This window comes from Streptodolium elevatio (assembly GCF_040649515.1).
Classification (GTDB): Bacteria; Actinomycetota; Actinomycetes; order Streptomycetales; family Streptomycetaceae; genus Yinghuangia; species Yinghuangia elevatio.
Window position 1 is genome coordinate 42510 of the sequence record NZ_JBEZFP010000007.1, and the last position, 13835, is coordinate 56344.

General features: G+C 73.1%; 12 protein-coding genes. 3 read left to right on the forward strand and 9 right to left on the reverse strand.

Features of this window, described 5'->3' with window-relative positions; translation table 11 throughout:
- Positions 1 to 9: 9 nt before the first annotated feature.
- From AB0C36_RS04310 to AB0C36_RS04345, 8 genes are all read right to left on the reverse strand, one after another.
- The gene (locus AB0C36_RS04310) at positions 10 to 900 is read right to left on the reverse strand and encodes an alpha/beta fold hydrolase (RefSeq protein WP_358348990.1); all 891 of its coding nucleotides are present in this window, start codon (positions 898 to 900) and stop codon (positions 10 to 12) included.
- Positions 897 to 1628, reverse strand: coding sequence for an isochorismatase family protein (locus AB0C36_RS04315; protein ID WP_358349202.1), 732 nt, complete (start codon positions 1626 to 1628; stop codon positions 897 to 899). The genes AB0C36_RS04310 and AB0C36_RS04315 overlap by 4 nt, the downstream gene beginning before the upstream one ends.
- A gap of 20 nt (positions 1629 to 1648) precedes the next feature.
- Positions 1649 to 2461, reverse strand: coding sequence for an SRPBCC family protein (locus AB0C36_RS04320; RefSeq protein ID WP_358348992.1), 813 nt, complete (start codon positions 2459 to 2461; stop codon positions 1649 to 1651).
- On the reverse strand, positions 2461 to 2979 hold the full coding sequence (locus tag AB0C36_RS04325; RefSeq protein ID WP_358348995.1) for a (2Fe-2S)-binding protein: 519 nt from the start codon (positions 2977 to 2979) through the stop codon (positions 2461 to 2463). Before AB0C36_RS04325 ends, AB0C36_RS04320 begins: the two co-directional genes overlap by 1 nt.
- On the reverse strand, positions 2976 to 5333 hold the full coding sequence (locus AB0C36_RS04330; RefSeq protein WP_358348998.1) for a xanthine dehydrogenase family protein molybdopterin-binding subunit: 2358 nt from the start codon (positions 5331 to 5333) through the stop codon (positions 2976 to 2978). The genes AB0C36_RS04325 and AB0C36_RS04330 overlap by 4 nt, the downstream gene beginning before the upstream one ends.
- Positions 5330 to 6202 carry an FAD binding domain-containing protein gene (locus AB0C36_RS04335; RefSeq protein WP_358349000.1) on the reverse strand — a complete coding sequence of 291 codons (873 nt, stop codon included), beginning with the start codon at positions 6200 to 6202 and terminating at the stop codon, positions 5330 to 5332. Before AB0C36_RS04335 ends, AB0C36_RS04330 begins: the two co-directional genes overlap by 4 nt.
- A gap of 196 nt (positions 6203 to 6398) precedes the next feature.
- On the reverse strand, positions 6399 to 7682 hold the full coding sequence (locus AB0C36_RS04340) for an FAD-dependent monooxygenase (RefSeq protein WP_358349003.1): 1284 nt from the start codon (positions 7680 to 7682) through the stop codon (positions 6399 to 6401).
- 93 nt (positions 7683 to 7775) lie between these two features.
- On the reverse strand, positions 7776 to 8804 hold the full coding sequence (locus AB0C36_RS04345; protein WP_358349005.1) for a 2,5-dihydroxypyridine 5,6-dioxygenase NicX family protein: 1029 nt from the start codon (positions 8802 to 8804) through the stop codon (positions 7776 to 7778).
- Positions 8805 to 9247: 443 nt separating this feature from the next.
- On the opposite strand from AB0C36_RS04345, the gene AB0C36_RS04350 reads away from it, so the two are divergent.
- From AB0C36_RS04350 to AB0C36_RS04360, 3 genes are all read left to right on the forward strand, one after another.
- Positions 9248 to 10444: an Lrp/AsnC family transcriptional regulator gene (locus tag AB0C36_RS04350; RefSeq protein WP_358349007.1), complete on the forward strand. Its 1197-nt coding sequence runs from the start codon at positions 9248 to 9250 to the stop codon at positions 10442 to 10444.
- A gap of 194 nt (positions 10445 to 10638) precedes the next feature.
- On the forward strand, positions 10639 to 11214 hold the full coding sequence (locus tag AB0C36_RS04355; RefSeq protein WP_358349010.1) for an alpha/beta hydrolase-fold protein: 576 nt from the start codon (positions 10639 to 10641) through the stop codon (positions 11212 to 11214).
- Positions 11207 to 12652, forward strand: a complete 1446-nt coding sequence (locus AB0C36_RS04360; protein WP_358349013.1) for an amidase — start codon at positions 11207 to 11209, stop codon at positions 12650 to 12652. The genes AB0C36_RS04355 and AB0C36_RS04360 overlap by 8 nt, the downstream gene beginning before the upstream one ends.
- 114 nt (positions 12653 to 12766) lie before the next feature.
- Here the strand turns inward: AB0C36_RS04360 and AB0C36_RS04365 are convergent, their stop codons facing one another.
- On the reverse strand, positions 12767 to 13774 hold the full coding sequence (locus tag AB0C36_RS04365) for a PfkB family carbohydrate kinase (RefSeq protein WP_358349016.1): 1008 nt from the start codon (positions 13772 to 13774) through the stop codon (positions 12767 to 12769).
- Between the last annotated feature and the right edge of the window lie 61 nt (positions 13775 to 13835).

Sequence of the window (13835 nt, forward strand, 5' to 3'; positions counted from 1 at the left end):
CCGCCGAGGTCAGGGCGTCATGCCGCGCAGCGCGCCACGCAACGCGCCGACGGCTTCGGACGGGTTGTCCCAGAAGACCATGTGCGCCGCTCCCGGGACCGCCGCGAAGGAGGCCTCCGGATTGCGTGCGGCCGCCTCGGCGGCGCCCTCCGATGTGACGACGGGGCTCTCCGCGCCGTACAGGAACACGGCCGGGGCCGGCACCGAGGGCCACCACCGGAAGAAGTCCTCGGCCTCGAAGCCGCGGTGCGTCGCCGCGACGGCCTCCGGATCGCAGCTCGCCAGCCAGCGGGCCCGCAGCTCCTGTTCGCGGCGCGGCCAGCGGGGCCAGGACGCGGCGACCTGCTCCGCGGTGGTGCCGTTCCGTGCCTCGGCGAGTTGGCCTAGAAAGGCGTCCGCGCTCGTCGGGTACGGCCCCCGGCCCGGCCCGCTGAGCGGCGGGTCGACCAGCACGGTGCCGCCGAGTGCCGCCTTGGCGCGTACCGCGACGGCCGCCGCGATCCGCGCGCCCAGCGAGTGGCCCACGAGGACGGGCGGCGGGCCGTCCGCGCACAAGGCGTCCAACATGGCCTCGGTGTCCTCGGCGTAGTCCTCCAACGTGTACGAGGGTCCCGAGTCGGACATCCCGCGTCCGCGCGCATCGACGACCAGGACCCGGTGGCTGTCGGCGAGTTCGCGGGCCACGAAGTCCATGCCGATCGCCGGCATCGTGATACCGGGCAGCAGCACGACCGGCGCCCGGCCGGCCTCGGGCGACGCCCGCTCCCTGGAGGCGGGGCCGTCGGGCCCGGCGTAGTCGAGGACGTGCAGTTGCAGGGACTCGGTGCGGACCCACCGGCTGTCGGCCGGTATGCCCGCGAGGTCGTCGAACGCCTCCCTGGTGACGATGCGGCCGGTCACGGGTTGCCTCCTTCCCACGCCCGCGTCGGGGCGCTTCGGTGCGTCCGCCCGGCGGGCCGGGCACCGCCGCTCGGGCGGGTGGTGCGGCGCGGCGGAGCGGGGACGAGCGCCCGCAGATAGGCCACGGCGTGGTCGAGGCTCACGACGTCCCCGTACTTGGCGTGGATGTCGAACAGCGCGGCGTCGTGCGGCCCGCGCGCCCGGTCGCCCGCGCAGTCGGCGGGTACCAGGACGGCGAAGCCGGACTGCACGGCGTCGACGGCGGTCGCCCGGACGCACCCGCTGGTCGTCGCGCCGCACACGATCGCCGTGTCGCAGCCGAGTGCCGTGAGGTGCGCGGCCAACGACGTCCCGAAGAAGGCCGAGGCCCCCTTCTTGACGACCAGGTGGTCCGTGTCCTCGCGCGGCAGGCGGGGATCGATCGCCACCGCCTCGGAGCCTTCGCGCAGCGCCCGCAGGCCGGGGGCCTTGCGCAGCCACGCGACGCCGTCGCCGTCCGTTTCCGCCGCCGTGTACGCGATGGCCGTGAACACCACGGGGGCGCCCGCGAAGCGTGCCGCGTCGACGAGTTCGGTGGTGGCCGCGACGACGCCGGTCAGGTCGGTGCCGGTCGGGTACGCGGGCTCGGTGAACCCGCGGGTGAGGTCGACGACCACGACGGCGGGGCGCTTGCCCGCGCCGGCGGGGGCGCCGAACCCGGCTCGGTCGTAGATGTCCTCGGTCGGCATGCCGTACAGCGCGGCCGCGTTCACGCGGTGCCTCCCCGTGCGGCCTTGAGCTGTCGCTCGACGGACGCGAGGCGGCCGAGCAGCCAGCCTTCGAACACGCCGAAGGCGAACGCTCCGAGGACCGGTGCGTACTTGGCGTACTTAGCGAGCGCGGGTCCGGCGACCATCGCGAACCCGTCGAGTTCCGGGCCGCTCACCGGGGTGAACTCCGCGGCGGACGCTTGGGTGGGCGCCGAGGCGGACGCCTGGGTGGACGCCTGGCTGGACGCCGGGGTGGACGCCTGGTGGGATGCCGCGGCGGGCGCCGGCTCGGATGCCGCGAGGCGGCCCGGGGCCGCGTCGCCGGAGCGGGAGGCCGACACCGCCGTGGTGGCGTTCGACGGTGCCGGCCCGGCATCCAGCAGACCGCCCAGGTTGCGGGCGAACTGCTGGAGGATGCGGTCCGACACGGCGGTGATGGCGCCCTTGCCGAACTGCGCGATCTTGCCCCGGATCACCAGGTCGGTGGCCAGGTCGAGGCGCGCCCCGCCGGGTGCGTCGGCGACCAGTACGGTGACCTCCGCCTCGGCGTCCCCGCTGCCGTGCGTGTCGGTGCCGCGAGCCTGGACCCGCAGGCGGCGGTTAGCCTCGTCGACCTCCAGGAATCGCACGGTCCCGGAGTACGCGGCGGTGATGGGGCCGACCTTGACCTTGACCCCGCCCTGCCAGGCGTCGCCGTCGCGGCCGCTGAGGACCGCGCCGGGCATGCAGGTGGCCACCCGCTCGACGTCGTTGATCAGTGCGAAGACCGCCGCGGGCGGCGCGGCGACCGGCACGGTGCTGGTGAACCGCATCACTTCTCCTTCGGGTTCCGGGCACGGCGCCGTGCGGCGCAGTGCTCGATCGCCTCGACGATCGGCTGGTAGCCCGTGCAGCGGCACAGGTTCGCGGCGACGACCTCGCGGATCTCGTCCTTGGCGGGGTCCGGGGTCTCGGCGAGGTAGCCCTCGGCGAGCATCAGGAACCCCGGGGTGCAGAAGCCGCACTGGAGTGCGTGGTGTTCGGTGAACGCCTGTTGCAAATCCCCGAGTTGCCGGCCGTCGGCGAGGGACTCGACGGTGCGCAGTGCCATGCCTTCGGCCTGCGCGGCGAACATCAGGCACGCGCGTACCGGACGTCCGTCGGCGAGGATCGTGCACGCGCCGCAGATGCCGTGCTCGCAGCCGACGTGGGTGCCGGTGAGACCGAGGTCGTGGCGCAGGACGTCGACGAGGGTCCGCCGTGGCTCGACCACGAGTTCGTGGCGCTCGCCGTTGACGTCGAGGGTGAGCAGCAGATGCGTCTCGCGGGACGCGGTCCCGGTCTCTGTCATGAGGCGTTCTCCAGGGCGCGCTGTACCGTTTCGGGAGTGACGGGGGTGTCGTCCAGTTCGACGCCGGTCGGGGCCAGCGCGTCGTTCACGGCGTTGAGCACGGCGGCCGGGGCGCCGATCGTGCCGCCCTCGCCGGCGCCCTTGGCGCCGGTCGAGGTGAACGCGCACGGCGTCTCCAGGTGGTGGATCGCCACGTCGGGGATCTCCCAGGCGGTCGGCACCTTGTAGTCCATGAAGCTGGTCGCCGACGGCTCCCCCTGCGCGTCGTAGGTGATCTGCTCGAACAGGGCGCCGGCGATGCCCTGGGCGATGCCGCCGCGGCACTGGCCCTCGACGACCTGCGGGTTGACCGCGACGCCGCAGTCCTCGACGCAGATGTAGCGCAGGATCTCGACGCGGCCGGTGCCCTCGTGGAGTTCGACGACGACGCCGTGTGTGGCGTTCGAGAAGGTGCCGTCGTCGAACACGTCGAAGCTCGCGACCGCGCTCAGCCCGGGTTCGGCGCCGTCGGGCAGCAAGTGCGAGCGCAGGTAGGCGGCGTCGGCGATGTCGGCGTACGTCACCGCCCGTTCGGGTGCGTCGCGCAGCCGTATCCGCCCCGGCACGCGCTCGACCTCGCCGGGCTTCGCGTCGAGCAGGTGCGCACCGATCTCCACGAGCTTGTCGCCGAGTTTGGCGGCGGCCCGGTGGACCGCGCTGCCGCCGACCACGATCGACCGGCTCGCGAACGTGCCCCAGCCGTACGTGACCCGGTCCGTATCGCCCTGGTGCAGGCGGACCTTCGCCAGTTCGACGCCGAGTTCGTCGGCGACGATCTGGGCGAGCGTCGTCTCGTGGCTCTGCCCGTGGTTCTGGGTGCCGCTGGTGACGGTGACGGCGCCGGTGGTGTCCATGCGGACCTCGGCGATGTCGAACCCGGGCACGACGCGCATCTTGCGGGCCGCGAACGCGGTCGAACCGTAGCCGGTGCGCTCGCTGAAGCACGAGTAGCCGATGCCGAGGTGGCGGCCCTCGCGGCGGGCGGCGTCCCGGGCGTCGTACCAGCCCTCGTCCTTCAGGACGCGCTCGCACAGGTCGAGCGATTCCAGGTACGAGCCGGGGTCGTAGGTGATCCGGTTGATGCCGGTGTAGGGGAACTCGGTGATGACGTTGCGGCGGCGTATCTCGACGGCGTCCAGGCCGAGTTCGCGGGCCGCGCGCTCCATGAGGCGTTCGACGACCATGACGTACTGCGGTCGGCTGACGCCGCGGTAGGGCGCGGTCGGGGCCTTGTTGGTGGTGACGGCCCGGCCGCGCACGCGGTACGCCGGGACCTTGTACACACTCGGCATCTCGGCGGACGCCATCAGCGGCTCGATGCCCGCGGTGAACGGGTAGCACGAGTACGCGCCCATGTCGCACACCACGTCGGCGTCGATGGCGAGGATGGCGCCGTCGGCGTCGAACGCGGCCCGCACGTCGTAGCGTTGCTCGCGGGCGAGGAAGGACGCGGTGAGCGCGTCCTTGCGGTCCTCGATCCACTTGACCGGCCGTCCGAGGCGCAGCGCGGCGGCCGCGGCGGCGATCTCCTCGCGCCCGACCACGCACTTCTGTCCAAAGCCGCCGCCCATGTCCGGGACCACGACGCGCACCGCGCGTTCGTCGAGGCCGAGGCAGGACGCCGCGACGGTGCGCACCTGATGGGGCGTCTGGGTGCAGGTGTGCAGGACTAGTTGGTCCTCCTTGGCGTCCCATGCGGCGACGGCGCCGCGGGTCTCCAGCGGAAGGGCGTTCTGGCGGCCGGTCTTGGTCCGGACGCGGACGACGCAGGGCGCGGCGGCGAAGACGTCGTCGATTCCCTCGGTGGCGAACATCGCGACGTCCACGAGGGTGTTCGCGGCGGCGGCCTCGTGGACGCGCGGGGCGCCGGAGGCGAGGGCCTGGGTGTCCGAGACGACGGGGGTCATGACGTCGTACGTCACCTTGGCCGCCTCGATGCCGTCCTCGGCCGCGTAGGGGTCGCGGGCGACGACGACGGCGAGCGGTTCGCCGACGTACCGCACGCGGTCGCGGGCCAGGATCGGCATGTCGGTGGGCACGAACTCGTGGAGCGGGCGGTCGAGGCGGGCGGAGATGTCGCCGAGGGCGAGATCGGCGGCGTCGAAGGCGGCGACCACGCCGCGGACTTCGCGGACCGCGTCGAGGTCTATGCCGGTGACGGCCGCGTGCGCCACGGTGCTGCGCACGAACTGCGCGTGCAGCATGCCGGGCAGGGTGATGTCGTCGACGAACCGGCCGTTGCCGGTGAGCAGACGGGGGTCCTCCCGGCGGCGGACCGAGGAGCCGACGAGGCGGCCGGAGGTTGCGGGGTTCATCGGGTCATCGCCTCCTCGCAGGCGTCCTGGACGAGCGTCCGGATGAGCGTGCGCCGGTACGCGGCGCTGCCGTTGGCGTCGTGGGGCGGGTCTGCCGCGGCCGCCGCGGCGTGCGCGCAGGCGGTGAACAGTTCGGCCTCGGCGCCGGCCGCCGCCCCGACGGCGAGCACGGCCTCGGCCTCGGGCGAGCGCACCGGGGCGGGGGCGACGCCGCCGAGGGCGACCCGGCCGCCGCGTACCTCCCCCGCGGGTCCCAGATCGAGGGAGACGGCTGTCGAGACGATGGCGAAGTCGCCGCGTCGCTCGGCGAATTCGGTGAGGGCCGCATGCGGTGCCGGGGCGGGGAAGGTGATCTCGACCAGGATCTCGTCGGGTTCGAGTGCGGTGGTGTAGAAGCCGTGGAAGAACTCGGCGGCCGGGATCACGCGTCGGCCGTGGGGCCCGAGCGCGGTGAGCTCGGCGTCGAGCAGGACCGCGAGCAGGCACCACTCGGCGGTCGTGTCGCCGTGCGCGATGCTGCCGCCCACGGTCCCCCGGGTGCGGATCGGCAGGTGGCCCACCCAGGACATGGCGTCGCGCAGGACCCGGAAGCCGGGGCCGATGACGCCGTCCGGCGCGGTCTCGACCGCATGGTGCGTGGTCAGGGCGCCGATGCGCAGCGATCCGTCGGCTTCGGCACGCAGGTAGTCGAGTTCGCGCAGCCCGCCGATGTCGACCAGGTGGCCGGGGCGGGCGAGCCGGAAGCTCATCATGGGGACCAGGCTCTGGCCGCCCGCGATGACCTTGGCGTCGTCGCCGAGTTCGGCCAGGAGCCGGGCGGCCCCCGCGGCGTCGCGGGCCCGGTGGTAGGCAAAGGGTGCGGGCTTCACGGTGTCCGGCCTCCTTCCTGGATTCCTGGATCCCGGGTGTTCGGGTCCTGGGTGTTCGGGTCCTGGGTGCGCGGGTCCTGGGTGCGCGGGTCCTGGGTGCGCGGGTCTTGGGTGCGCGGGTCTTCGGTGTCAGGACGGGTTGCGTTCGGGGCGGCTTCCTCGCTGATTGCTCGATTCAGCACCGGGTACCGCACGCTCACCGGGCGAACTGGTAGGCGAAGGCGCCCAGATCGGGGTCGTCGAGCGGCGTGCCGGACCACAGCCAGTCGTACGAGACGTCCGACTCGCCGGTGAAGCCCCGCCGCAGCAGCTCGTCGCGCGCCTCCTGCTCCGGCCCGTCGGGCAGGTGGTAGAAGGCCATGTTGCGGACGGACGCCTCCTGCACCATGCCGGCGTGCTTGGCGCGGCGGTCGACGTACCGGCGCAGCGCGCCCTCGATGCCGGCCCCGGTCACCCGGCCCAACTCCTCGGCCAGCACTGCCGCGTCCTCCATCGCCTGGGACGCGCCCTGCGCCTGGTAGGGCAGCATCGCGTGGCACGAGTCGCCGAGCAGCGCGACGTGGCCGTCCATCCATACCGGGTCGCGGCGCCGGTGGTACAGGGCGAAGCACGCGACGTCCTCCTTGGCCTTGGAGAGCATCGCCGGGACCCGGTCGTCCCATCCGGCGAATGCCTCGACGAGGGCTTCGGCGCTGGACGCGACGGTCCACTTCTCGGCGACCTCGTCGGTGCAGGGCACACAGCCCACGACGTTGAGGAACTCGCCCTGGCGGATCATGTAGTGCACGAGATGGCGGTCGGGGCCGTACCAAATGGTGCTCTGGTAGCGGTCGACGAGCCACCGGGTGGCCGGGTCGGCGGCGACCAGGTCTCCGGGGATGAGCGCACGGAACGCCATCTCCCCGGAGAACTCCAGGGTGTCGGGGGCGCCCATGAGGTCCCGGACCGCGGAGCGGATGCCGTCGGCGCCGATGAGGACGTCGCCGGCGTACCGGGTGCCGTCCGCGGTGACGGCGACCGGGCGGGCGGGGTCGGTGCGGTCGAGACCGGTGACCTTGCTGTCGGTGCGCACCACCACCACCGGGCCGGGGCCGTTCGGGTCGACGCAGGCGTTGAGGATCACGCGGTGCAGGTCGGCGCGGTGGTAGTGCCAGTAAGGCGCGTTGTAGTTCCGCTTGCAGAACTCACCGAGCGGGGTGAGCCCGATGACGCTGCCGTCCTTCCAGCGCCTGCGCACCTGGTCGAGGGGTTCGGTGCGGATCGCCGCCAGCTGCGCGCGCAGGCCGAGGCCGAGCAGGATGCGGCTGGCGTTCGGCGCGGTCTGGATGCCCGCGCCGATCTCACCGAGCTCCGACGCCTGTTCCAGTACGGTCACCCGCACTCCGCGCTGACGCAGCGCCAACGCGGCGGTCAGCCCGCCGAGTCCGCCGCCGACGACGGTGACTTCGAACGACTGGGTGAGCGACGGGGTCGAGGCCACGGTCTCTTGTCTCCTTGGGAGGTGCGGGAGATGAGGTAGGAGAGGAGCTGCGGGCGGATCGTCGGAGGGATCCGCCGGCGGGGTTACGGGCGTTCAGGCGGGCAGGCGCCCGGCGACCACGACGTCGGTGCCGTCGACCGACACCGTGCAGCCGCGCATCGCGATGTCGAGGTGGGCGTACGACTCGCGGCCGAGCACCGGGTGCGGCCCGGTGGACCACAGGAAGTTCCCGGCGAACGCGCGGGCGTCCATGCCCATGAGGTCGCCCTTGCCGTACATGGCGGTGGCGAACCAGTCGGCGGTGCGCATGAGTCCCCAGCCCATGTGGGAGAGGCTGCGGGCCCACCGGTCGTCGGCGTCCTCGAAGAAGGTCGCGAGCATGTGCGCCTCGGCGCCGCCGGAGACGTCCTCGATGTGCCCGTCGACGACCGTCAGGGTGACCGGGTCGTGGACGTACTCCTTGAACGGCAGCAGGATGTCGCCGGGGGCGAGCACGATACGGCCGTTGCTGATCTCCGGCCAGCACAGGACCATGGTGCTGGGCCAGTGGTCCCAGCGCCCCGGGTCGTCGGCGAAGCCGCACTGGAACTCTGGTTTGGCGCCCGCGAGTTGCACGTCGAGTTCGGTGCCCGCGGCGGACCTCACGAGCATCGTCGACGCGGACCTGAGCAGGTCGACGCCCTTGAGCACGTCGGCCTTGTCCGACTCCTTGGGGAGGTTGCGGATCAGGACGTCCGGTGCGTCGCAGACGAAGATGATGCGGGTGCCCGAGCGCAGGATCTCCTGCTGCACCGGGGCGTGGATGAAGCCTTCCTGCGTCAGGTCGACCACCAGGTCCGCCGACTTGAGCAGGTCCTGTGCGGCGCGGTCCGCCAGCACGGAGGAGAGTCCGGGGCCGGCCCCGGTGTGCGTGCTCGGCATCGGTGCCGGGCTGCCACCCGGGACGGTGGCGGCGATGACGTGCGCGCCGCAGGCTTTCGCGGCGCCGAATGCGGCGGCGACGTAGTCGCCCCGGCTGGCGGGCTCGGCGAGCACGACGACGTGCTCGCCGGGCGTCAGCTTGCACAGCTGCAGCTCGCGGGTGAACGCGTCGAGCAGGTCCGCTGCGGACAAATCGAACACGGTGCCGCTCCAAGACTCGGGTCGGGTGCCGGACGCCGCGCCGGGTCGCCGGGATTCGGCGGTACGTCGGCGGGTGCGGCGGGGATCCGTGGCGGGTGGGCAGGCCGAGCGGGCCCTCGGGCAGGGCTCGGCCGACGAACTTCCGTCGGGTGGCGGACCGCCCGACGGAGATAATCCGAACACGTACTATCTCCGTCGTGCAAGGCCCCGGAGCCGAGTTAACCGGGTTGTTTCATTCCGCTCCGTCGGACAACCGTTCGGTCGGGGCCTACCGCCCGACGCCGGCACCGCACTCCGCCCGGCCGCGTTCGCGCTGGTCACCGGGCGTGCCCCAGGTGACGGAATCGGCCACTCCGATGGCCTGGAGATCACCCTCCCGGACACGCTTTGCTGAGATCGGGCAAGTCGCCACGTGCAGGAATCCCACGATCCGGGGGGAAGCCATGGAACATTCCCGCACCGCGCGGACCGGTGCCGACGAAGCCGCCCGCGGCCACGGCGATGTCGACGAACTCGACCTCGTCCTCGTCAACGCACTCCAATTGCGCCCGCGCGCCACCTGGACCGAACTGGCGCCGATCCTGCGGGTCGACGCGGTCACGCTCGCCCGCCGCTGGCGCCGCCTGGTGCGCGGCGGCCGCGCCTGGGTCACGTGCTACCCCCGCATGGGGCACCTGGCCGACACCGACGGCGGCCTGGCGCTCATCGAAGTCGACACCGCCCGCGGGGCGTTGCACGACGTCGCGGCCCAACTGGCGGACGACCCGCACGCCGTCTCGGTGGAACGCGTCACCGGGGGCCACGACCTCCTGGTCTCCGTCATGGCCGCGCGCATGCCCGACCTCCTCTCCTACGTGCAGCACCGCTTCACCGGGATCGCCGGGGTGCTGGCAACGCGCACCCATCTGGTGACGCGCCTCTACACCGAGGCCGGGGGCTGGCGCCTGCGCGCACTGGACGCCGCCCAACGCGCCGCCCTCGCCGCACTCCCCCGCCCGCGCCCCACAGCGGCGTGCCTGGCGCCCTCGGACCCGGAGTTGATCGTGGCCCTGTCCGCGGACGGCCGCGCCTCCCACACCGACCTCGCCGCCGCCACCGGGACCAGCACCACCACCGTGGCCCGCCGGCTGCAACGCCTGGCCTCCGCCGACCTGGTACGGCTGCGCTGCGAGGTCGCCCAACCGATCTCCGGCTGGCCGATCCGCGCCTCGTTGTGGCTGCGCGTACCGCCCACGGCGCTCGACGCGGCGGCCCGGCAACTGGCGGCGTACCCGGAGGTGCGCGTCGTCGCGGCGGTCGCCGGACACGCCAACCTCTTCCTCGGCGTCTGGCTGCGGCAGGTCTCCGACGTCCCCCGGCTGGAGGTCGAACTCCATGGCCGCTTCCCGGACATCAGGGTGGTCGACCGGTCCGTGACGGTCGGCACCGCGAAGCAGATGGGCCGGGTGCTCGACGAACGCGGGTTCGCGGTGCGGCACGTGCCGCTCACCGTATGGGACGCCACGGAGACCGCCGTACGCCCCGCCGACACCCCCGCCCCGGACACGCGGCCGGCCCGGCCGGACCGGCCCTCAGGAATCCGGCACCCGGTCGGCGACGCGGCGACCGGCACCGTCAACCGCACCGAAACCCCGCGGTGACCGCCACGGCACACGCGCCACGCCAACCGCACCGGACGGCGGGCGAATTCGGCGTGAGCCCCCGGACCCCGCACGTTTCCGGCAGCTCGGCACTCCCCGACCCACCCGCCTTGATCCTGTCGGCACAACAGGTCTTCGCACCACCCGGCGCCCGCCGTGCGGGCGGACCGGCGTGTTTCCGTGGAGGGGAATCCATGAGACGAGTCAACCGGCGCTGGGCGGCCGGAGCTTCGGCCGCCGCGCCGGTGCGGGCCGTCGCCGGCCTGTCGATGGGCGGGCAGGGCGCGGTGAAGTACGCCGCCGCGCGGCCCGGCATGTTCCGCATGGCCGCGTCGTACAGCGGCGTGCTCAACACCAGGGCGCCGCGCGTGATCGCGGGCGGACCGTACGGCGACGCCAACTTCGCCGACTCGCAGGCCGAGTTCATCCGGGCCTACGGCGCCGACCCGCTCGCGCTGTGGGGCGACCCGCGGAAGCAGCCGATGATCTGGGCCGCCAACAATCCCACCGACCAGGTCTGGCGCCTTCGCGGACTGCCGCTGTATGTGTCGGGAGGAGACGGGAACCCCGGGCCCTTGGACCCGCCGGGGACGAAGTTCGACCCGATGGAGGCGATCTTCGGTCCGATGTCGAACGACTTCGTGGCGGCGGGCCGCCGGGCCGGCCTGCGGATCACCGCGCGCCTGGGTGCCGGGACGCACACGATGCCGTACTGGCAGCACCACCTGCACCAGTCGTTCCCCAAGCTCATGGACGTGATCTGTGGCTGAAGCACCATCAGAGGAGATCACCCGCACCGACGACGGTCTGTGCGACTTCACGGCGCGGGAGTTGTCCGCGCTGTTGTCGGCGCGGGAGGTCTCCGCGCGCGAGGTGGTGCAGGCGCACCTCGCGCGCATCGAACGCACCAATCCGGCGGTCAACGCGATCGTCACGCTCGTACCGGAACAGGCACTGGCCGAGGCCCACGAGGCCGACCAGCGGCTGGCCCGGGGCGCCGACGTCGGGCCGCTGCACGGCCTGCCGATCGCGCACAAGGACACCCACGACACCGCGGGGATCCTGACGACGTACGGCACGCCGCTGCTCGCCGACAACGTCCCGGACCGGGACGAGTTGATCGTCGAACGCATGCGGGCCGCCGGGGCGATCACCATCGGCAAGACGAACGTCCCCGAATTCGCAGCGGGTTCGCACACGTTCAACCCGGTGTTCGGGGCGACGCGGAACCCGTACGACCTGTCCCGGTCCGCGGGCGGCAGCAGCGGCGGCGCGGCCGCCGCCCTCGCCTGCGGAATGCAGCCGCTCGCGGACGGCAGCGACATGGGCGGTTCGCTGCGCAACCCGGCGTCGTACTGCAACGTCGTCGGGTTCCGCCCGTCCCCGGGGCGGGTGCCGACCTGGCCCGAGGACACCGCGTGGGCGACCATGGCCGTGCAGGGCCCGATGGCACGCAACGTCGCCGACACCGCGCTGCTGCTGTCGGTGATGGCCGGTCCGGACCCGCGGTCGCCGATCTCCCTGGAGACGCCCGGCAGTTCCTTCCGCAAGTCGCTGCACTGCGACCCGGCCGGACTGCGGGTGGCGTGGTCGCCGGACCTCGGCGGGCGGCTGCCGGTCGAGCCCGCGGTCACCGCGGTGGTCGAGGACGCCGCGCTGGTGTTCAGCGAACTGGGTGCCGAAGTGGTCCAGGACTGCCCGGACTTCACCGGTGCGGAAGAGGTCTTCCGTACGCTCCGCGCCTGGCAGTTCGAGGCGGGGCTCGGGGCCGTGCTGGCCCGCGAGCCCGACTCCGTCAAGTTCGACCTCGCCGACAACATCCGGCAGGGCATCGGGCTGGTGGGGGCCGACATCGCGCGCGCCGAGAAGCTGCACAGCGCGCTGTTCCACCGCATGCGGGCGTTCTTCGAGCGGTACGACGTACTGCTCCTGCCGGTCAGCCAACTCGTGCCGTTCCCGGTGGAGTGGGAGTGGCCGCGCGAGGTGGCGGACGTGCCGATGCACTCGTACCTGGACTGGATGCGGTCCGCGTACTACGTGTCGGCCACCGGGTGTCCGGCGCTGTCGGTGCCGGGCGGGTTCACCCCGGACGGCCTGCCGGTCGGGGTCCAGATCGTGGGCGCGCACCGCGCGGACTTCACCGTCCTCCAGGCCGGCTACGCCTTCGAGCAGGCGACCTTGTACGGGGACCGCAGGCCGGAACTCTGACCCCGCGCAAGCCTGCCGGAGCAAGAGGACGGCGGCGGGGGCGGCGCGGGTTGGCGGGGGCGGCTGGGGCGGGACACGGTTCCGCTCCGCCGCTCCCGCGCGACGCGGCCCTTGTCAGCTCCCCGGTCGGGACTCCGCCCCAAGCAGGTGCTCGCGCGCGAATTGCAGCCCCAGGCGTGCGCCGCGCCCAAGGGCAGCCTCGTCGCGGCCGCCGTCGACGGCCCTGGCGAAGGCTTCCGAGGGCGACGTGTCCTGAGGCGGCGTCAAGAACCCGGCAAGCAGGCCCGCGGCAAAGGCATCGCCGGCCCCGGTGGGGTTGCGGATGTCTCCTGCCGCCAAGCGCGCGTGCGCGATGCGCGCGCGACGAGTGCCCCTGAGCCAGATGTCCGCGCCGTCGGGGCACTTGACGACAACCGGGCCGCGGGCGAGGTCGGCGATCCCCCCGAACTCCCGCTCGTTGACCAGGACATAGTCCGCGACCCCGACCAGGGCGGCCACATCGGCCGACGGTCGGGCGCACCACTCGTCCCCGGGATCGAGGCAGATCACCGTCGCCGGGGAGCGTCGGCGTACCTCGCGCAGCACGCGGTGCAGTTCGGTGGGTGTCGTGTCGTCCAGGAAGGACGTCACGTGCACGAAGCGCGACCGCGCGAGCCGGCCCACGATCGCGTCGAAACTGTCGCGCAGGTGGGCCGCCATGCGCAGGTTCGCGCCCGGGTGCACATGGAGTCGGCGCGCGTCGCCGTCCTCGATCGCGAGGCAAACCCCGGCCTGTTCGGGGACCGCTGCGATACCGGCGGTGTCCACACCGAGCGCCCGGAGTTCGTGGCTGTGCGACCGTGCCCCGAACGGCGGCGCGCCCGCGACGCCGGTGAACCCGAGCGCGAGGTCGGGCCGCGTGTGGGCCAGGCGTACGAGCGCGTTGTAGGCCGAGCCGCCGAGCCGCACGCTGCGCGGGAGGCTTTCCACGGACCGCAGCAGGCGGGCCATGCCGGCCGCGTCGACGGACTCCTCCGAGTCCCGTGCGGTGGGGTCGTCGGGCGTCGGCGCAATTCCGCCGACGGCGGCGTCCACCACGACATCGACGTTGAGAGCGCCCACTGCCGTCACGTCCAAGCGCACGGAACATCCTCCAGGTGGTCGGTTAAATGAGACGGGACGCAGCGGGTGCCAGGCGGCCGAG